Here is a 20803-nt window from a genome sequence, read left to right on the forward strand (position 1 = left end):
ATTCTGTTCTCTGACAGATTTATTTTTGACTTCTTTAAGAAGCCCTGCACATCGTCTTGTTCAGTTCTCAAAGGTCTTTGTCTCTCAAGAGACAACTTCTATATTCTATCAAACTTTTAACAACTTGTCAACACTTTCTTTAAAAGTTTTTCAACCTCTCGTCTTGACTGCCCTCTCGTTTGACAGCTACATTAGTTTATCAAACTTCATCAACACTGTCAATAACTTTTTTAATCTTTTTTATAAAAAAATGAAAAAAGACCCTGAGGTCTTTTCTCTTAGTCTATAGCGATATAGTGGCTAGCGCCTGAGTAACTGATATAGGAGAGCCACCCATAGCCGTCTGAGATGACCGTTTTATCATAGCGGACACTGCTGCCGGCATCGTAATAGGCGATATCGCTGCTGGATTGTTGGGGTGCATTCTTGATCCCGTGGCGGCTAGTGAAGGTGTAGGTGCCGCTCGATGAGAGGGCTATTGAGCTTGAAGGTGTGGACTGCTCAGATGGGGTTGAGGTTACGGTGCTTCCCCCTAGGTCCTTGAAGTGGATGTAGCCAGACACTTGGCTTTTATGGAAGCTGCGGCGTTAACGACAGCTGAGAACCAAGCGACGGAACCGAAAGCGGGATTCATGTCTACGCGGTAGCCTTGGTTTCTAGCCACACTGCCCCAACTGATGGCATTGCCATAGCCACTCTTCCACTGGTTCGGGTAGTTATCCTCCAGCACTGAGGCTTCGCTAGTAGTGTTTAGAGCTAGGCTACTGCCTAGCAGGCTTAGTAATAATAGGCTTTTGTATTTTGTTCTCATATCTCCTCCTCATCTTACTTACTCGAAAATGAAAAGGAAACTTAGAGGAAAACACATAAAAAAGCCAACATAGGCTGGCTTACGGGGTTAGTCGCTAACAGAGAAACGGTTGGTCATTAGGTTGCTAGAATCAAACAAAACTTTATTTAACAGCTTTTGCGTTTCCTCTTGAATATAGTCGCTTATTTCTTGGTTTTCTGCTTCAAAGTCAACTGTTTCACCTGCAGCTAGCGCAGCATCTACTTTACCAATCATAGCATGACCTTGTGCCATAGTCTTTTCAATATAGTCATCAAGCTGTCCTTCATGCTGATGGAAGTGAGCGTCTGCTAGACCTGCAATCAAGCGGCTTGTCCAGTAAAAGCTATCTGTTGAGACATTTTCACTTGTATTTGCAAAGTAATCTGGCGTTTTAGTGACCTGCGTGAAGAAAGGAACTGAGGTCGCAAATGGCATTGACCCGTAGGAAAGCCACTGGATACCTGTTGTTTCGTGAGGTTGATTTGGACGCAGCTGTAAAATCGCTGTCTGGCTGGTGCGATTGATACCAATGGGGCGAAAGGCTTTTTGACTAACAGCATCTCCTTCTGGTCCATAAGGATCAAAAATAGTGTCTTGATAGTGGTTGCTGAGCACATACTTGACATCTTCAACGGTTACCTTGCGATACGGTTTTTGACACCATGGAATGAAAAAGCTCTTAGGATCTTGCTCAATTTCTGGGTTTAAAAAGCGCTGAATAGCCCAGCTTCTTGGGGTATTGTAATGTCTGTCTTTATCACGTTGACTACCAAAAGCGTAGCGTGGATTAAAGTGCTCATTTGAATAGGTCAAGTCTAAGTGATGTTTGGCAATAAAATCACGAAGATCACTAGAGTGAAGGTAGTCGTTAGGATTATTAAACTCAAAATAGTCTATGCCGAGTTGGTTAGGGTTGGTTACATAAGCGTCATCTGGAACACGTCTAGCAATCCAGTGATGCCCACCAATCGTCTCAAGCCACCAAATCTCATCACAATCTGAAAAAGCAATGCCATTGCTCTCATAGGTTCCATATTTTTCCAAAATAGAACCAAGAAGCTCAACACCTTCACGTGCACTATGGATATAAGGAAGAACCAAAGTCAGCATATCTTCCTCACCAATTCCTGATGGCACCAAGGGGTCAGCACCAAGCACTCTAGCATTTGTCGTGATGGTCTCAGTCGCACTCATGGCAACATTCACAGCGTTAATCCCTGCTTCACCCCAGATACCGTCTTTGCCTAGGGCGTCTGGTACGGAGGTATGGCGCATAGGATTGTCTGGTAAATCCATCTCAAAAGTAGATAAGACCGATTTATAGTGGCGAGGTTGATCCTCTGGATTGACTACAATAAATTTTTTAGGCGTAAATTCGCCGTTTTGCGAATCTTCTGTTCTAGCGATAAGGGTTGAGCCGTCATAAGACGCTTTTTTCCCAACTAAAATCGTCGTACAAGCCATACATGTGTCCTTTCTGTTTTACAATTCTTCTGCAATTTTGTTGATTTTACGCAAGCGGTGATTGACACCACTCTTGGTAATCGCTATGTCTAAGCTATCTGCAATCTGCTGGATGGAGTAATCTGGATGCGCCACCCGCACTTGTGCCACCTGACGCAAATCACTAGGCAAGCTATCAAAACCAATCGTATCCATGATTTTGATGATGTTATTGATGGTCTTCATACTAGCTGTCACCGTTCTAGCGATATTTGCAGTCTCAGCATTATTGGCACGGTTGAGGTCATTTCGTGTTTCACGTAAAATTTTAACTTCCTCAAAAGACTCCTTTGCTTGAAGAGCGCCAACTACCAAAAGAAAATCCATAATGTCCTCAGCTTTTTGAAGATAAGTCACAGCTCCGCTTTTATGGGCAATGACCTTGGCGTCAAGCATGAACTTTTGCAGGAGAGAGGCTAAATCCTCAGCGTGGTCTTGGTAAACGGAGAAAATCTCTAGCTGATATTTGCCCGAGTCGGGGTCACGCACTGTTCCTGTCGCTAGAAAAGCACCTTTCAAATAACTCCGACCGCTGTCATCATCCTCTAAAATATGCGCCTCAATCCCAGTCTCTAAGCCAAAGAAAGAATCTGCCAACTGCAAATCCGCCAAAATCGTCTCCACATCCTTATCCACAAAAACCGTGTAGACACGATTCTTACGCAAATTGGTCTTGTAGTGGTACTTAATCTCTGGCTGGCTGGTGTAATAATGCTCTAGCAGCTGATAAATGTGTCTTGCAATCTTAGCATTTTCACTGGTGATGGATAGAGTCAAGCCGTTGCTAGTCAAGCCAAGGCTTCCTGAAAGCTTGATGATGGCTGAGAGTTCACTTTTGTCTTGAATAGGAAGGCTGAGCAATTCTTCTTTGATTGTCGTTGTAAAACTCATACTTTTTTCCCTACCAAACTCATCAATTCTTCAACCACCAAGTCCCCGTGGTGAAAGGCTCCGCCCTTTTCTAACCGTAAGAAGTTAGAAGAGATAATGCGCTTTGCCTGCTTTTGAAGCCCTGCAAAGTCATGGCCTACCTGAACCAAGTACTCGTCAAAACTGTTTGAGACCATATAGGCTTCTGGTACTTTTTCGATATTGACCAAAACAGTATCAATCACGTCACGCCCCAAGTGGCGATTGAGCACTTCAACGTGGTTGGCATCTGTGAAATGCTCGGTCTCACCTCTTTGGGTCATGATATTACAAACATAAGCCACTTCAGCAGGTGTTGCAAGCAGTGCTTCCTTAATTTCTGGGATGACGAGATTAGGTAAAATCGAGGTAAATAGCGATCCTGGTCCAAGGACAATCATATCACTTTCCATGATGGCTTTGACCACCTTACGGCTGGCTTTAGGACGCTCGTTATTGTAGGTATTAGTGACAAAAACATGGTCAATCATGCCTTGATAATCAGCAATGCGACTCTCGCCAACCACCTCATGCCCATCTTGGAAAATAGCATGAAGCGTCAAAGGTTGCTCACTTGAGGGATAAATTTTGCCAGAAATGTGGAAAAACTTGGTTAAAATCTGCATGGCCTCATAAGTAGAACCCTGCATCTCTGAAATGCCAGCAATAATGAGATTACCAAGTGGGTGTCCAGCAAAATCACCATCTCCATCTGCAAAGCGGTATTGAAAAATCTTTTCATAAAAACGTGGCATATCACTCATAGCAACAAGCACATTGCGCAAATCACCTGGTGGCGTCAAGCGCATGCTGCCTCGTAATTTACCAGAAGAACCACCATCGTCAGCAACTGTCACCACTGCTGTGATATCCGCATCCTCTAAACGCAGGCTGTTTAAGATGACAGGAATACCAGTTCCTCCACCAATCACTGTAATTTTGGGTTTTCTCATGAACGGTTTACCGTCTCCTTCCTACGGTCTTTGTCACGATGACTTTCATTCACAGACCAGTTGGCTTTTAAATCCTCTGCTAAACGATGGGCAAAAGCTGTGCTTCGGTGCTGACCACCTGTGCAGCCCACAGCAATAGTCAAAATAGCTTTGCCTTCCTTTTGATAACCCGGTAAAATCGGCTCAATCAAATCAAGCAAGTGCTGGTAAAAGTTTTCTGACTCTTCAAAGCCCATGACATAATCATAAACATCCTTGTCTAATCCTGTTTTATCTCTTAGTTCTGGTTTGTAGTAGGGATTTGGCAGAAAACGCACATCAAAGACCAAGTCAGCATCCAGTGGCAAGCCGTACTTGAAGCCAAAGCTCACCACTTCAATGCGGAAAGAACTTTTATTGTCATCAGATGAAAACTGCTCTGATAGAACTTGGCGCAACTGACGTGGCGTCAGCTCTGTCGTGTCCACGACATTTTGACTTAGACTTTTTAGTGGCGCTAGCAATTCACGCTCTAAAGTAATGCCATCAAGAACACGCCCATCTGAAGCTAATGGGTGGCTACGTCTGGTTTCTTTGTAGCGTGACACCAGCTCGCCATCGGTCGCATCCAAAAAGAGAATCTTAACCTTGACACGTTCATTGGTCTCAATCTTGTCCAAAATCGCATTGATTTCATTGAAAAAAAGGCGACTACGCATGTCCACAACCAAAGCGACCTTATTTGTCTCACCCGACTGCTCAACCAGCTTGATAAATTTTGGCAACAAGGTCGGTGGCATATTGTCAATAGTAAAATAACCTAAATCCTCAAAGGACTGAATGGCAACGGTTTTCCCAGCACCACTCATTCCTGTCACAATCACTAACTCAATTGGTTTTGTCATTTTCATCATCCTTTCTCTCTAGCAGCTCTAAGCGAGTTAAGAGTTCTTGATTTCTCTTTTGCAAATCATCCAACTGCTCTGTCATTGACAAAAGCATTTCGGTTTGTAATTTTTGAATAGCCAATAAATCTGACTGGTCTTGCTGCACCAAGTGGTCAAGCTTTTCATGTAACAGTCGGATTTCTTCTTCAGATTTTTGATTGACCAAAAAGTCATTTCGAGCTTGCAAGCGGTCATAATCTGAAGCACGGTTTTGACTCATCATAATCAAAGGCGCTTGAATCGCTGCAATGGTCGATAAAGCTAAATTCAATAAAATAAAGGGATAAGCATCAAAAACAATGCCAAACGGTTTGATAACATTTAACGCCATCCAGATAATCATCAAGAGCACAAAGCAGATGATAAAGGTCCAAGAACCACCAAAGCGAGCCACAGCGTCTGCGATTTTTTGACCAAAGGTCACCTTGGCATTCCACTGCTCACCAACATCCATCTTGTCTGAGAGTTGGTTTTTACTGACATTAACTACTAGCTCACGGATATTATCATTTTTAGTGTTGGCATTGTCAATAATAGCATTTAGGTAGCGCAAGCGATAGTTGGCTAAGGTCTCATTACTGATAAAAGCATCTGGGCTTAGATTGGGATGGTCTTCTTGAATTAAGTTGATTAAGGGACGCTCTAAATCTTTCAAAAAAACACCTTGGTCTTTTGAGAAGTCGTCACCTGTTATCGCATCTTGATAGATAGCAATAGTACTCACGGTATCACTCCTTTAGATTATTATACCACATCCACCTCTAAGCGACACTTGAAAGCTAAAGAAAAAGGGCATAGCCCTTTTTAGTCCGCTAGATAAGCAATGACTTCGATTTCTACTTTGACATCCTTAGGAAGACGTGCCACCTCCACACAAGAGCGTGCTGGAAAGGTTTCTTTAAAAGCTGTCTCATAGACCGCATTGAAAGCTGCAAAGTCATTGATATCACTCAAGAAACAGGTTGTTTTAACCACTTTATCAAAGTCAGCGCCAGCTTCTACTAAAATGGCTTTGATGTTTGATAGCACCTGCTTTGTTTGCTCCTCAATCGTCTCTCCAACAATGTCACCTGTCTCTGGTGAGAGAGGGACTTGTCCACTTGCAAATAAGAAATCACCGACAACTTTGCCTTGAACGTAAGGGCCGATAGCCTTTGGCGCTTGGTCAGTTTGAATTGTTTTTACCATAATATACCTCCAAAAGATACTAATAGTTTAGCATATTTTTCAGAAAATTAACACAACTTTTTGCCATTCTAAAAAACAAGCAGGCAAATGCCCGCTTGTTTGTATCACATTATTCAAAACCTTCTTGCAGAGCTTCTGCAAAGTTCGCTTCGACAATCTCTGCACAGTGGTCACAGATAGTGGCATTGTAAGAACGTTCTTTGACTGTTTCATCCACACGACGGCAGCGATCACACACCTCACCAGAAGCATGCGCCACGCTAAAGGCAACATCATCAAAGCGAATCGCATCGCTCGGTGCAGCCTCGTCTGTGATGGTCAATTCTGATACAATCAACAGTTGTGCAATATCGCTATCAAGAGCAGAGAGCAGCATTTTGATTTCTTCAGAAGCATAAACAGTGAGATGAGCTTCTAGAGATTTTCCGATGATTTTAGCATTACGAGCTTCTTCTAAAGCTTTTTGAGCTTGCGTACGGAAGGTCATGAAGGCTTCCCACTCTTCTAAAATCGCTTCTTGACCAGCAAAGTTTTGATAATTTGGTAACTCGGCTAATTGTACAAATTCATCTGCTTCATGTTCAAGGTAAGACCAGATTTCCTCAGCTGTGTGTGGAAGGATTGGTGTTAATAATTTTGTCAATTTGACAAGGATGTCATAAAAGACGGTTTGCATTTGACGGCGCTCTAAACTGTTTGCAGCTTCGATATAGACGACATCTTTGGCAAAATCAAGGTAAAAGGCAGACAAGTCAACCGTGATAAAGTTGATGACTGCTTTGTAAATGCCCATAAAGTCATAAGCCTCATAAGCTTCACGAATTGTTTTAACCAATTGGTTAAATTTGATGGTCATGTATTTATCAACAGGACGAAGGTCTTCGTAAGCTACCGTATCACACTCAGGTTTGAAATCAGACGTATTTGCAATCAAGAAGCGAAGGGTATTTCTGATTTTACGGTAGGTTTCAGAGGTTTGCTTGAGGATGTCCATAGAGATACGCACGTCATTGCTTGTATCGACACTTGTCACCCAGAGACGTAGAATTTCAGCACCAAATTGTTTTTCCACATCACTTGGTAAAATCGTATTTCCTAGTGACTTAGACATCTTCTCACCTTTACCATCAAGCGTGAACCCTTGAGACAAGATAGCCTTGTAAGGGGCATGACCGTTGACAGAGACAGAAGTAATCAGTGATGAGTTAAACCAGCCACGGTATTGGTCGCTTCCTTCCAGATAGAGATCAGCTGGGTAAGAAAGTTCCTCACGAGCGTTCATGACACCATTCCAAGAAGAACCTGAGTCAAACCAAACGTCCATGATGTCTGTTTCTTTGGTAAAGAGACCGTTTGGTGAACCTGGATGTGTGAAGCCTTCTGGCAAGAGGTCTTTCGCCTCACGTTTCCACCAGATGATTGAGCCGTGTTCTTCAAAGAGGTCAGCGACATGGTCTGTCACTTCTTTAGCCATAATAGCTGTGCCGTCCTCAGCGTAGAAGATAGGAAGTGGCACACCCCAAGCACGTTGACGTGAGATAACCCAGTCACCACGGTCACGAATCATGTTGTAGAGACGTTTTTGTCCCCATGCTGGATTAAAGCTTGTTTTTTCAATCTCATCTAAAATATCTTGGCGGAATTTAGAAACAGAAGCAAACCATTGTGGAACGGCACGCCAGATGATTGGTTTTTTAGTACGCCAGTCAAATGGGTAAGAGTGGTTGATAACTTCACTAGCAAGTAGTAAATCACCTAGTTTTTCTTGAACCAGTGGTGTTACCTTGTCGTAAAATTGTCCTTCAAAGTCGCTACCAGCGTTTTCCATCATGAGACCACGCTCATTGACCGTAACGGCAACTTCAAGACCATATTTGATACCGACATTGTAGTCATCCTCACCAAAACCTGGAGCGGTGTGGACGATACCTGTACCAGAGTCTAGTGTTACGTGGTCACCAAGGATAACAAGCTCGTCTACTTCGCTATCCCATGGGTGCTCTGTGACAATCATCTCAAGTTCAGCACCTTTATGACGAGAGATAACTTCTGGATTGTCCCAACCAAATTTCTCACTAAGACTGTCAAGAAGCCCTTCTGCAACAAGGTATTTACGCTCGCTGCCTTCTGGTTTCACGACGACATAATCCATATCAGGTCCTACTGTCAAACCACGTGAAGCAGTAACGGTAAATGGAGTTGTCGTCCAGACAACAATATAAGTATCCTCATCAAGGATGCCTTTACCATCCTTGACCTTATTGGCATAGTAGAGAGATGTTGAGTCGATATCGTGATACTCGATCTCAGCTTCAGCAAGAGCTGACTCAGATGACCATGACCAGTAAACTGGTTTTGCCCCACGGTAGATATAGCCCTTGTCTGCCATTGCCCCAAAGACACGGATTTGTGCGGCTTCATAAGCTGGCACAAGTGTAATGTATGGATTTTCCCAATCTGCTGAAACACCTAGACGCTTGAAGTCTTCACGTTGTTTATCAACCTGTGTCAAAGCATAGTCACGACAGAGTTTGAGATAGTCAACGATGTCCATCTCCTTACGTTTGACACCTTGTTTGGCAAGGACTTGCTCAATTGGCAAACCATGTGTGTCCCAACCAGGCACATAAGGTGCACGAAAACCAGACATAGATTTGGAACGCACAATGATGTCTTTTGAGATTTTGTTCATGGCATGCCCAACGTGGATATTCCCATTAGCATAGGGAGGTCCATCGTGGAGGTTGAAAGAAGGCTTGCCTTCATTTAGTTCTTGACGTTTTTTATAAATCTCTGCTTTTTCCCATTCGGCTTGCCATTTTGGCTCTTTGTTAGGAAGCCCAGCACGCATCGGAAAAGCTGTTTTTCCAAGATTGAGGGTATCTTTAAGTTTCATTGCTAACTCCTTTATAATATAAAAAGCTTTCATCGCAAAAGGACGAAAGCTCGTGGTACCACCTTAATTTAGAATAGGAAAACAGATAGAGTCCTCCTACTCCCTTGACGACTGATAAGGTTAGTCAAACCTTTCATCTTACTTGATTCAGATGAAATCAAAGAAAATGATAACATGGAACTGAGAAAATATAGACCTCTCACCATCGCCTACTCGCTGGAACTATCAAGTACCATGTCTTGTTTTTCTTATTCGCTGATATTTAATTTGAATGTTTGGGTTTCGTTTAATGAGTCTTCTTCACTTGATTGTGCCAACATGTCTGCTGGAGAGATAGACTCTGGCTCAGAAGTTGATTCCATTTTTTGCTTAACAGACTCTAACTCATCAACCATTTTATTGCTTTCTTCAACACGACGTTGCAATTCATCCATTTCTTCTGGTGTGAATTGGCGTGTCACATCAAAAGTTGCTGCCTCGCTTGTTGCTGGCAAGTGCTCGTCTAAAACTTTTTCCACAACTTCTTTGAAGGTTTCATCAGAATCTTGCACATAGACAGCTGTTGGTTTCAACAATTCATCCCAATCAGGTGAGTTAGCAAGGCTCAATTGTCCTTCAATAGAAGCTACCAAACGTTGATGGAAGACACGAGCTTGACGTTTCAAATCTTCTGTCTCAACAGCCACACGTTTGGCATCATCTGAAGCATCACGAATGATTTGGTTTGCTTTGATTTTAGCTTCATCTAAAAGTTGTTGTGATTCAATATTAGCGCGTGCTAAGAGATTACTTGCTTCGTCATTGGCTGATGTTTTAACCTTTTCAGCTGTTTCTTGAGCAAGAATAACAGACTGACTAAGTGACTCTTTCATTTCATCAAAATACGCTACTTTTTCTTCTAAGGTTTTAACCTTTTCTTCCAAGTCACGGTTTTGACGAATGAGACTTTCATAATCATCAACGATAATATCCAAAAACTCATCTACTTCTTCTTCATTGTAGCCACGAAAGCCACTCTTAAATGTCTTGTCCTTAATGTCTAATGCAGTCAGCGCCATATTAGCCTCCTTAAATAAAATTCAATTCGTTTGTTCTTTATAATACTATTTATGCTTTAACTTTTCAATAGTCAGTTTATGCTTACCAGATTTTGTAAGCCCTTGTTCATCGACTAGCCTAATGCGCCCAAAGCCACGAACACTCACCATATTATCCAACTCTAGCTGTTCAGATGTCTTTTCAACAGTCCTGTAGTTGACCTTTACTTTCCCAGCTTCAATGAGCTTAACGGCTTGAAGGCGTGACAATTTAAAACTACTGGCTAAAATCTTATCCAGCCTAAAGCTAGAGACCTGAAGAAAAAGACTCGTAACTTCTTCTTGACGTTTCATCAATTGACTAAAGGGAATTTCCTCTAGCGTCACACCAGCTCGTCCAATCTTGGTCATCTGCTGTATGGCTTGGTCTGCCATGGCACTTGTTAGAAAAAGCTGTGCTTTCTCTTTATTTAGGCGAATATCCCCAATCAAATGGCGTTCAATGCCTAATTGATTGAGAAAAGCCCCTAAAATCTGCGCATGTGTGAGATGATTGAACTTACTATTGTAGTGAATTTCTAAAAGTGAAAGTTCAAAATCCGCCTCATCAAACTGATAATAGTCAGGAGCAATGATTGCTTTTCCATACTCTGTACCAAAGTAATCATTGGACGAGTAGAAGAGAAGTTTGCGATTCGCAACCAAGCTCTCAACTATCGCTAGCTCTCTAGGATTTAAAAAGTCGGTTACAAAGATAGTGTAAGTATCTTCGACACGGTTGATGATGTCCGTCATCTTTTCCACAAAGACAAACTCATCCTTGTGAAAATGCTGTAAAACGGTCTTAGAAACCATTAGAGAACCAACCCTACTAGCCTCAACAAAAGCCCGCTCAGTACGTTAAGAGCAATCATCACTGCCCATATGGTAAAATCCAAACCACCAATCTGTAAGTGAAAACGTCTAAAAGGTTGGATGACTGGCTCTACAAAATAGGCAATTAAACGACCAAGTCCACTGTTATAGGCTCCAGGAAACCATGATAATAAAGCATAAACAAGTAAAAGATAAGAATAAACTTGAATGACTCTCAATAAAATATCAATAATTAACAGCAACATCTCAACGTCTCTTCATATCAAAATCAAAATTTGCTTCTTGAGGAATGGCATGAATAGCCTCTTCAAGATTAACGGAAACAATCGCAGGAGCTAATAGATAAATAGAACTTCCTACTTTTTGGAGAGAACCTCCAAGAACTTTACTTGCCCCATCAATAAAATCTAAACAACGTCTTGCTTGTGCGTCCAACATGTATTGAAAATCAATCAAGACACAAACATCTTTGTTTAACAAATCAACAATATCTTGTGCATCATCGTATTGCTTTGGATATTTTAGTGAGATAGTCAATTGTGGAGCTGGTTGGCTGCCACTATATTGCTGTTGTGTATTGTGATAACCTGCCATAGTTGACTCTCTACGCTGTGTTGCACTTGGTTGACTAGACTGGTGAGACTGCGTTCGCTCTGGTCTTTGCTGACGTGTTTGACGGCTTTGTACCTGAGTTTGTCTCACTCTTTCTTGACTAGGAGCTACTTGCGGAGTAACCCTTGGTTCTTTTTGAGTTTGAACTGGTTTTTCTTCTACTTGATGAGATGATTCAACAGTTTCTTCAACATCTGTCACATCATCTGTATCAAAATAAGCAACAAGCTTATCAATGCGATCTCTAAACGCCATAAGTCCTCCTATTCTTCAAAAAATGCTGAACCTATTCTTACAAAAGTTGCACCATTTTGAATGGCTATATCATAGTCACCACTCATGCCTATACTTAACTCTGTAAAAGGCATACGTGGCAAATGTAAGTTATGTAAGTAGTGATTAAGCTCTTGTGTTTGATTAAAGATGTCCGCTATCTCCTCTTTTGTAGCAGCTAGCGGCGCCATCGTCATCAGACCCACAAGCTCAATCTTATCAAAAGCAGCTATCTCAGAAAGAGCAGCCTCAACTTCGCTTGCCTTGAAGCCATGCTTCGTTTCTTCTTCTGAGATATTAACTTGTAAAAAGCACCTTATGGGATGCTCTGCACGCTTTTGAATTTCAGCAGCTAATTTTACAGAATCTAATGCATGAAAATAATCGACATAGTTGATAACATTCTTCACCTTACGGCGTTGAAGCGTTCCAATCAGATGCCAAGTCAGATTTTCCTCTTTGAGGGCTTGGTACTTATCCAAGAATTTATCAACACGGTTTTCAGCGATATGCTCAATCCCTGTCTCACAAAGTTCCTTAGCAACTTGAGCATCCACATACTTGGTCACAGCAATAATATGAACACTATCTTCAGGTCGATGTGCTGCTTTTGTAGCTTGTCTAACATGCTCAAATACAGCTTCTTTGTTCTTTTTTAGAGTCATCATTAACGGTTTTTAAAGAATGGTGGTGTTTCAAGCTCATCATCAGCGTCGTCTGTATCAGAGAATGTTGACATAGAAAGCTGACTATCGAGTTCACCTTCTGTTGGACGTGAAATATCGTTGCGGCGCAAATCCCAGTTACCAAAAGCATTTGTTTGTTGATTTTGGGGAGTTGCTTGCTGTGGTGTTGGCATCTCACGTTGCATTGGCATATCAAAGTTTTGTTGACGGTCAAAGGTTGAATTTTGACGTGTCTCCTGTGCGTACTTTGCACCTGCTGCTTGTTGAGGATTTTGGCGGCTAGCACTTTGCGGTGCTTTTGCCTTATCTTTACGAACACCAGTAGCAACAACAGTGACACGAATCTCATCTTTCATATCCATATCAATAGATGTACCAAGCCAGATGTTGACACCTTTACCTGCTGCTTGTCCGACAATTTCAGATGCTTCTTCGGCTTCAGTAAGCGTCATGTCCATACCACCTGTGACGTTAACGATAACATCCTCAGCACCGTCAATAGTTGTCTCAAGAAGTGGTGAGTAGATAGCCTTACGAGCTGCTTCTGTGATACGCTCTTCACCAGAGCCGATACCAATACCCATAAGGGCGTTCCCTTTATTTGCCATAACAGTCTTAACGTCTGCAAAGTCAAGGTTGATAAGCCCTGGATTTGTAATCAAGTCTGTAATCCCTTGCACACCTTGACGAAGGACATTATCCGCTTCGCTAAGCGCTTCAAGAAGTGGTGTCTTTTTATCAACAATCTCAAGAAGATTATTGTTTGAGATAATCAACAAGGTATCCACTTGTTCACGAAGCTCATCAATTCCTTCCATAGCAAAGGAACTACGTTTGTTCCCTTCAAAGCCAAATGGTCGTGTCACAACAGCCACTGTCAAAGCACCAAGGCTTTTAGCGATACGAGCAATAACAGGAGCTGCACCAGTACCAGATCCACCTCCCATACCTGCTGTGATAAAGACCATATCAGCGCCAGTTAGGGCTTCTGTCAATGCTTCTTCGCTTTCTTCTGCAGCTTTACGACCAACCTCAGGTTGACCTCCAGCACCTAGACCACGTGTTAATTTTGGTCCAAGCTGAATAACAGTTTCTGCTTTAGAACTTGAAAGTGCTTGAATATCTGTATTGGCAGCGATGAACTCAACGCCTGCCACACCTTCGTCAATCATGCGATTGATGGCGTTTCCGCCACCACCGCCGACACCAATTACTTTTATCACCGCACCCTGAACAGATGCTGAATCAAATGAAAATGCCATTTTTCTCCCTCACTTAATCAATTAGTCAAACATACTTCCAAAAATATTACGAACACGCTCTGACAATTTTGGACGAGCCTCACGTGGTTGTTGCTCTTCTTGTGGTCTCTCTACGGTTGGTAGAGGTTCCATAGCATTTGTGATAGGCTCTTCATTACCAAAAGTTGGTAGAGGTGCTGTCGTTGTATAGCTTGGACGGCTATTATCAAGCCTTGGATTAAAGTCAACTGGTTTACGACGTAGTAGCTCTTCGCCAAATACAGCGGCTTGAGCAATCACATCGACCTCTGACATAGTACCCACATACTCGACAATGCTGATAACATTGGCAAACATAGGGTTACGAATTCCGACTTGATTTGGGACGTGAAGTTTGACAGATACGCCTAAAACTTCTTGAGCCACTTCAACGACTCCAGGCATAATAGCGCCACCGCCCACCAATATAATACCACCCGGTAAATCAAGCAAGCGACCACGCTCTAAATCTTGCTTTACACGGTCTAGAATGTGGCGAATGCGTGCTGAGATAACCTCTGATAAGAAGCGCTCACTGACCTCAACAGGCTCATCGCTTCCGACAACATCAACCATAACCGTCTCGCTTTCGCTTGATTCTGAGACGTCTGCTTGACCAAAGTTGAACTTGAGAGATTCAGCGGTTTGCATAGAGGTCTTTAACACTTTTGAGATATCTTTTGTGACATACTCGCCACCTTCTGGATAGGTGTTTGTATATTGGAGTTCTTGGGCACGCATGGAAGCGACAGTTGTCTGTCCACCACCCATGTCAATCACTGTCGTACCAAATTCACGTTCCCCTTCATTAAGAACAGATTTTGCCATAGCTAATGGCGTAATGATGATGTTTTCAGTCTCAATACCAGCACGCTCTACTGTTTTACGTAGGTTGTGCAAAATAGTTGTCGGACCGGTATAGATGAGTCCTCTCATCTCAAGGCGAATCCCCATCATACCTCGTGGGTCTCGTATGCCTTGGAAACCATCAACGATGAATTCCTCTGGAATCAAAGAGATAACTTCACGCTCAGGCGTGATACTCTTTGTCAAGGCTGACTTGACAACACTCTCAACATCTTCATCTTTAATTTCTTTTGACTCGCTTGGTACAGGAATCATCCCTTGAGTGGGTTCGATTTGCAAAAGATTTGCCGGTAAGCCAACATTGACCTTTTCAATCTTGATACCTGCTTTTTCTTCTGCTTGCTCAACTGCTGTCTTAATCGCTTCTGCTGCAGCTTCAATGTCAACAATAATGCCATCTTTCACTCCAGTGCTTGTGACATTGCTAACACCGATAACATTCATCTCACCGGAAATTAACTCTGCTACTAAGACTTTTATCGAGCTTGTCCCTATATCCAAACCAGTAAAAAAGCCATTTCTAGCCATTCACTCGACCTCTCTATTCTCTACATTCTATACAATTATCAAAAAATCTGCCTCTAAACAGAATTATTCAGAGAATATTATACCATAAAAGAACGTAAAAAGTTCTTTTTTTACGTTCTTTATTTTATCTTTTTGCAAAAATACTCTCAATTTCCTACAAATCAAGCAAAAGAAAGCTAAACTACTGCCCTTCTGTTGTTTGGGCTGTTTCTGTCTGATTTGTTGTGTCCTCCTGATTTTCAGCAGTTGTACTCTCTGCAATTTCTGTTTGTTGTGTTTCAGCAGCTGCTTCTGAGTTTTCAGTTGTCGTTTCTGAACTTTCAGCGGTCGCTTCTGCAGTTGTTGCTGTATTATTTGCCTCAATATCAGCTGTCGTCGTGTAAATGCCTACTTCCATATCGACAATAGCTGGTGCAGTGAGCTTGTCTTTAATCTTACTATAATATGGTAATTTAGTCGTCATCTCAGACAGTGGTACACGCACCGTATTGCCATCACGCATGGTCAAGGTCAATAAATCACTGGTCGAACTTGAGCCTGCTAAAGCAATCGTCTCAATGCTATCACGAAGCGTTTTATCAAGCGCCTTCAAGTCCTTATCCAACTCTTTTAACATTGTCTTGTCTGTCAAGGTAATCGTGATATAAGTCGTTGGCAGGTCTGTTGCTGCAACGACAGAAGCAGTCTCACCACTTGAGAGAAGTGGCTGATAACCTGCGTCTGTCTGCACATAGCCAACCACCGAGTATTCCTTAACCGTTAGGGTAAAGTGGTTGGGAAATTGATAGTTAAGTTTTGCTGACGACACCCAAGGATTAGCTGCTTTTAAGCGGGCTTCATATCTTTTAGGATGTAACAAAAGCGAGAAAATGTAATCTGACGATTTGATATTTGCTTCTTTGATAACTGTCTCAGACGCTGTATGAGCACTCCCTTTGACAGTGACTGTTTTTTCCTTACTGTAAGGCGAAATCACAAAAAGAGAAATGGCAATCAAAAGAACCGAAACAATCAGAACCGGCAGAGCCTTGATGAGCGCCTTTTGACGTTTGGTCAACTCTTTTTTTTCTTTGACCTTTTTAACCTTAGTTTTCTTAGCTTTCTTTTTAGGCTTGTCTGTATCACTCTCTTGCTTAGCCGCTTCTTCTTGCTCTTTTTCCTTTGGGACCTTGCCGTAGCGTGCTAGCTTTTCTAGACGTTCTTCTTTTTTTTGTTGCTCTTTCGCTTCTTTTTCTTGCTTTTTTTTGGCTAAAAACTCTAGATTGCGCTGCTGCCATTCTGTCAAAGGAGCTTTTTGCTCTTTGCTCTCAGCATTTTCAGCACTTTTTTGCTCTATTGCCTTTTTTTCCTGTTCATGTTTTTTATCAGACATTAGCTTTCCTTTATTGTTTTTGAAATGTCATCTGTCAGCAGTTGGTAAAAATCATCTGGGGTTTTCAGCTCATGACTTGCCTGCATGTGGGCGATATAATCTTCCTTGTGCTCTAGCACATCAGCTATTGCCTGCTCAAGATTCTCTAAGGTAAAATCCTCCTCAAGCAACTGCTTGGCATAGCCTTTTTTCTCAAAGTAAGCAGCGTTTTCCAGCTGGTCACCACGACTAGCTTCACGCCCTAGTGGCACAATGATATGCAGTTTCTGCATGGCTAACAGTTCAAAAATCGTGTTGGAACCACCTCGTGTGATAACGACATCTGCCATATCCATCAAGGGTTGGTAGAGGTCAGTCACATAATCCACACGGTAGCAGTTTTCACCTAAAGCATTGAGACTTGAGTCTCCTGTGATATTGATGACATTAAAATGCTGAGTTAAGGTATCTTCATGGCTAACAAAGTCATTGAACACCTTGGCACCAGCTGAACCACCGATGAACAAAATAGTCTTTAAGTCTGGATTGAAGTGCGCTTTAATGTCCTCAAGTTGAGGTGAGGTTTCATTTTTAGTTGCTGAGACCTTTGTAACAGCACCGACGTGTTTGACCTTGGTTAAGGCTTCACTTTGCTCAAAAGTGCTGTACATGGTCGTTGCAAATTTGTAGGCAATTCTGTTAGCTAAGCCCATAGACAAGTCAGACTCATGCACAAAGACAGGGATACCTAGCGTTTTAGCTGCAATAACTGGCGGAACCGCCACAAAACCTCCCTTTGAAAAGAGTGCTTGCGGTCTGATTTTCGCTAAAATCCCAATAGACTGAGCAATCCCAAAGCTCACCTTAAAAACATCAGACATATTTTGCCAAGAGAAATAACGGCGTAATTTTCCAGTCGCTATAGCATGAAAGGTCACATCAAGCCCAGACTGCTTAATCTGCTCATGCTCAATACCACCTTTAGCGCCGATGTAGTGCACTTCCCAGCCATCTTTGATAAACTTTGGGATGAGAATGAGATTCAAGGTCACATGACCAACAGTTCCTCCACCAGTAAAGACGATTTTTTTAGTCATACTGCGCTCCCTTTAATCCTTCAAAAGCCGCGATGAACTCATCACCACGCACCTCAAAGTTTGGATACATATCCCAGCTGGCATTGGCTGGACTGAGAAGAACAACATCTCCTTCACTAGCCAATTCAAAGGCACGGATAGCTGCTTCTTTGACATCACTAGCGTCGCAATAAGCAACGCCTGCCTTGTCTGCTGCTCTTTTGACACGTGGCGCAGACTCACCGAGGATAACCATGTGCTTGAGTCCTTTGATGTCCTCCACCAAGTCGTCAAATTCATTGCCACGGTCAAGACCACCGGCAATCAAGATAACCTTGCTGTTATCAAAACCAGATAGAGCTTTTTGAGTGGCAAGGATATTGGTTGATTTGCTGTCGTTGTAAAAGAGAACACCATCAACGCTACCCAGCTTTTGCAGACGGTGTTTGACACCACCAAAAGCGCTGAGCGTATCTGCAATAACATGGTTTTTAATACCCGATAGTTTAGCAACGGCGATAGTCGCTAGGGCATTCTCGATATTGTGGCTACCTGGAACACCTAGATGGCTAGCTTCCATGACTTTCTCACCCTTGAAGTAAAGAAAACCATCCTCAAGATAAGCGCCATCAACCTTTTCCTTCGTTGAGAAGAAAACAACGGTGGCTTGTGTTTTTTGAGCCAAAGTCTTAGCTAAGTCTTGATTGGCATTTAAAATCAAGTAATCATCTGCTGTCATCTGGTCTTGAATGTGCCACTTAGCAGCAACGTAGTCCTCAAAACTACCATGATAGTCAATGTGTGTTGGCATGAGATTGGTAATCACTGCCATACGAGGATGAAAGGCACGAACGCCCATCAGCTGAAAGCTTGACAGCTCCATCACTAGAGTATCATCTGCTGTGGCGGTCTTAACAACTTCGCTAGCTGGAAAGCCGATATTGCCAGAGAGAAGGGCGTGTTTGCCACCAGCATTAAGCACATCGGCAATCATAGTCGTTGTTGTGGTTTTGCCGTTAGAGCCAGTGATACCGATAATAGGTGCTTCTGACACCAGGTAAGCCAGCTCAACCTCAGTAATAACAGGAATGCCCTTATCTAGAGCTTTTTCAACCATCGGGTTATCATAGCGAATACCTGGATTTTTCACCATGAGGGCAAAATTTTCATCTAACAATTCTAGCGGGTGATTGCCACAGATGACCTTGATACCTTCTTCGAGCAAGGACTGCGCCATCGGATTTTCATCAAAAGGCTTGCTATCATTCACAGTGACAATAGCTCCTAGCTGACTCAAAAGACGAGCTGCCGCTTCACCAGAGCGTGCCAAGCCTAGGACAAGAACTTTTTGATTTTCAAACTGCGTTATTTTTTTCATTAGTCATTCCAATTCATTCTATAATATCTTTTATTGTACCGTTAATTGCTAGGATTTTCAAGGTATTGCCGTAAGCAAAAAAGAGAACCTTGCGTTTCCCTTTTGAGGCATTTATAAACGATTACTATAAGCTCTTTTGTTGTAAGCGCAACTCCTACACCTTTTGGCTCAACCCCGTGAGAGAAGCAGCGCAATAGGAATTTTTTTAGGAAATGGAAAATAATAAGATGAGTTATAGGTTCGTCATATCAAGAGCTATGACTTATAGTTGCTCCAAAAAAGTTTCAAGATAACCTTTCAAAATGCCCCGCAACCAGCTTCTATATCATGCTCATTTGTATTATAATTATATAATTATACCCGTTGTGCTAGTTAATTGTAGAAATAATAAAAAAACTTGCGTATCATAAACTCAAAACCATCACGAATTGAGGACATGATATGCAAAGCCAATTACATTATCTCGCTAATCCTTCTCAAACACAAGTAGTTTTCAATAAAATTTTAATGAAAGTGACTAATCTGTACGAGAAATATGTTCCAAAGTCAGTTCGTTTCTGTAAGAATGTCCACTTACAAATTCAACCCGATGTTATTTTGATTTCTAGCTACATTTGGGCTCTACAACAAGGTTGTAAATCAGCTATTAACATACTCCTTACTACTTCATCAAAGTCAAATGGAGAATGGTTTTAGTCTAAGGTATTCACTCGCTTACGCTTAAGTAACTAGCACAACGGGTATAGTTCCAAAAAATATTACTTGTAACCAATAATTTCTTCAGAGACCTCTGCAATAACCTCAGTAGGCACATCACTAATAGCTAATAAATAAACCTTATTAAGTCTCGGATTAAAAATTCCTAAATTACAAACAGTCTTGAATTCAGGATTATTAGACTTTTTTCCCATTATGTAATAAATCAACAACTGAAGTGTATGATCTTTGTTGGGGTCATGTTTAGATACTTTAAAGTCCCATACAGTATTTTCGGTTAAAAAGTCTCCATCACCGATAGTAATAATATCAGTATAAGCACCATCCAAAGTAAAACCATCTTTGGTAATTGGTCCATAATTCTCAATAAACGTTAAAGACCGTTTTACCATTGTACGTATATTTTCAATCGTTTCATCTGTAAGAATAGGACTATCTCTTTTCTGCATCATTCTATAAAGCGAAGACATTCCCACACGATAATAAACATCATACTCTACAAGTTTGTGAGCACAACGTATTGTTCCATCATCTAGACCTTTAATTCTCTTTAGAAAAGCCTTTGCTAAGTCATACTCACCAATATTAATAGCTCCTTGAAGAGATATTTTAAAAGCTTCTTCTGGAGAAGATCCATTCATAAAACGAGTAAGATAGTCAACCAGCAATCCTATAAGATTTGAAGCCACATTCTCTTTTTCGTATAAAGTAATATGATCATTGAACTGTTGTACGGTGAATGTTTTGGGGCGAATATATCCTCCCCAAGGTTGCTTTACACTTTTAATACGTTGCGTTACTGAAGACACTTAGATTCCCTCCTTGTGAACAAGTATTTTATATTCGTGGTGCTAGTTGATTTCAAAATATCTCAAATTATAGGCTAGTACGATTTGTTCTATTCTCAATTGCAAG

At 41.8% G+C, this 20803-nt stretch carries 19 protein-coding genes; all 19 read right to left on the minus strand.

Going from position 1 to position 20803, the window contains the following annotated elements:
- Window positions 1-278: 278 nt before the first annotated feature.
- The 19 genes from AALA56_RS07675 to AALA56_RS07770 all read right to left on the minus strand — a co-directional run bounded on the left by AALA56_RS07675 (window position 279) and on the right by AALA56_RS07770 (window position 20697).
- Window positions 279-563 carry an SH3 domain-containing protein gene (locus AALA56_RS07675; RefSeq protein ID WP_369909484.1) on the minus strand — a complete coding sequence of 95 codons (285 nt, stop codon included), beginning with the start codon at window positions 561-563 and terminating at the stop codon, window positions 279-281.
- A gap of 335 nt (window positions 564-898) precedes the next feature.
- Window positions 899-2296 (minus strand): C69 family dipeptidase, encoded by a 1398-nt coding sequence (locus AALA56_RS07680; protein WP_369909485.1) that lies wholly within the window; start codon window positions 2294-2296, stop codon window positions 899-901.
- Between the two features lie 18 nt (window positions 2297-2314).
- Window positions 2315-3226, minus strand: coding sequence for a DNA-binding protein WhiA (whiA, locus tag AALA56_RS07685; RefSeq protein ID WP_369909487.1), 912 nt, complete (start codon window positions 3224-3226; stop codon window positions 2315-2317).
- The gene (locus tag AALA56_RS07690; RefSeq protein WP_369909488.1) at window positions 3223-4197 is read right to left on the minus strand and encodes a YvcK family protein; all 975 of its coding nucleotides are present in this window, start codon (window positions 4195-4197) and stop codon (window positions 3223-3225) included. Before AALA56_RS07690 ends, whiA begins: the two co-directional genes overlap by 4 nt.
- Complete coding sequence (rapZ, locus tag AALA56_RS07695; protein WP_369909489.1) at window positions 4194-5081, minus strand: RNase adapter RapZ; 888 nt, start codon at window positions 5079-5081, stop codon at window positions 4194-4196. Before rapZ ends, AALA56_RS07690 begins: the two co-directional genes overlap by 4 nt.
- Complete coding sequence (locus AALA56_RS07700; RefSeq protein ID WP_369909490.1) at window positions 5065-5847, minus strand: DUF1003 domain-containing protein; 783 nt, start codon at window positions 5845-5847, stop codon at window positions 5065-5067. Before AALA56_RS07700 ends, rapZ begins: the two co-directional genes overlap by 17 nt.
- An 80-nt stretch (window positions 5848-5927) precedes the next feature.
- Window positions 5928-6311 (minus strand): RidA family protein, encoded by a 384-nt coding sequence (locus AALA56_RS07705; protein ID WP_369909491.1) that lies wholly within the window; start codon window positions 6309-6311, stop codon window positions 5928-5930.
- 109 nt (window positions 6312-6420) lie between these two features.
- Window positions 6421-9207: an isoleucine--tRNA ligase gene (gene ileS / locus AALA56_RS07710; protein WP_369909492.1), complete on the minus strand. Its 2787-nt coding sequence runs from the start codon at window positions 9205-9207 to the stop codon at window positions 6421-6423.
- Window positions 9208-9455: 248 nt separating this feature from the next.
- Complete coding sequence (locus AALA56_RS07715) at window positions 9456-10265, minus strand: DivIVA domain-containing protein (protein WP_276760835.1); 810 nt, start codon at window positions 10263-10265, stop codon at window positions 9456-9458.
- Between the two features lie 45 nt (window positions 10266-10310).
- Window positions 10311-11099 (minus strand): RNA-binding protein, encoded by a 789-nt coding sequence (locus tag AALA56_RS07720; protein ID WP_369909493.1) that lies wholly within the window; start codon window positions 11097-11099, stop codon window positions 10311-10313.
- On the minus strand, window positions 11099-11362 hold the full coding sequence (locus tag AALA56_RS07725; RefSeq protein ID WP_172605608.1) for a YggT family protein: 264 nt from the start codon (window positions 11360-11362) through the stop codon (window positions 11099-11101). The genes AALA56_RS07720 and AALA56_RS07725 overlap by 1 nt, the downstream gene beginning before the upstream one ends.
- Window positions 11363-11366: 4 nt before the next feature.
- Window positions 11367-11987 carry a cell division protein SepF gene (locus tag AALA56_RS07730; RefSeq protein ID WP_115270651.1) on the minus strand — a complete coding sequence of 207 codons (621 nt, stop codon included), beginning with the start codon at window positions 11985-11987 and terminating at the stop codon, window positions 11367-11369.
- Window positions 11988-11995: 8 nt separating this feature from the next.
- Complete coding sequence (locus AALA56_RS07735; RefSeq protein WP_369909494.1) at window positions 11996-12673, minus strand: YggS family pyridoxal phosphate-dependent enzyme; 678 nt, start codon at window positions 12671-12673, stop codon at window positions 11996-11998.
- Window positions 12673-13953 carry a cell division protein FtsZ gene (gene ftsZ / locus AALA56_RS07740; protein ID WP_164682472.1) on the minus strand — a complete coding sequence of 427 codons (1281 nt, stop codon included), beginning with the start codon at window positions 13951-13953 and terminating at the stop codon, window positions 12673-12675. The genes AALA56_RS07735 and ftsZ overlap by 1 nt, the downstream gene beginning before the upstream one ends.
- Window positions 13954-13974: 21 nt before the next feature.
- A complete protein-coding gene (gene ftsA / locus AALA56_RS07750; protein ID WP_440210894.1) occupies window positions 13975-15366 on the minus strand; it encodes a cell division protein FtsA in 1392 nt (463 codons plus the stop codon).
- Between the two features lie 181 nt (window positions 15367-15547).
- Entirely contained in the window at window positions 15548-16738 is a 1191-nt protein-coding gene (locus AALA56_RS07755; RefSeq protein WP_369909495.1) for a cell division protein FtsQ/DivIB, read from the minus strand.
- On the minus strand, window positions 16738-17814 hold the full coding sequence (locus AALA56_RS07760) for a UDP-N-acetylglucosamine--N-acetylmuramyl-(pentapeptide) pyrophosphoryl-undecaprenol N-acetylglucosamine transferase (protein ID WP_369909496.1): 1077 nt from the start codon (window positions 17812-17814) through the stop codon (window positions 16738-16740). Before AALA56_RS07760 ends, AALA56_RS07755 begins: the two co-directional genes overlap by 1 nt.
- Window positions 17807-19171: a UDP-N-acetylmuramoyl-L-alanine--D-glutamate ligase gene (murD, locus tag AALA56_RS07765; RefSeq protein WP_369909497.1), complete on the minus strand. Its 1365-nt coding sequence runs from the start codon at window positions 19169-19171 to the stop codon at window positions 17807-17809. The genes AALA56_RS07760 and murD overlap by 8 nt, the downstream gene beginning before the upstream one ends.
- 758 nt (window positions 19172-19929) lie before the next feature.
- Entirely contained in the window at window positions 19930-20697 is a 768-nt protein-coding gene (locus tag AALA56_RS07770) for a hypothetical protein (RefSeq protein ID WP_369909498.1), read from the minus strand.
- Window positions 20698-20803 lie beyond the last annotated feature (106 nt).

The sequence above is a fragment of the Streptococcus hyointestinalis genome, assembly GCF_041225505.1.
In the GTDB taxonomy this organism is placed as follows: Bacteria; Bacillota; Bacilli; order Lactobacillales; family Streptococcaceae; genus Streptococcus; species Streptococcus hyointestinalis_B.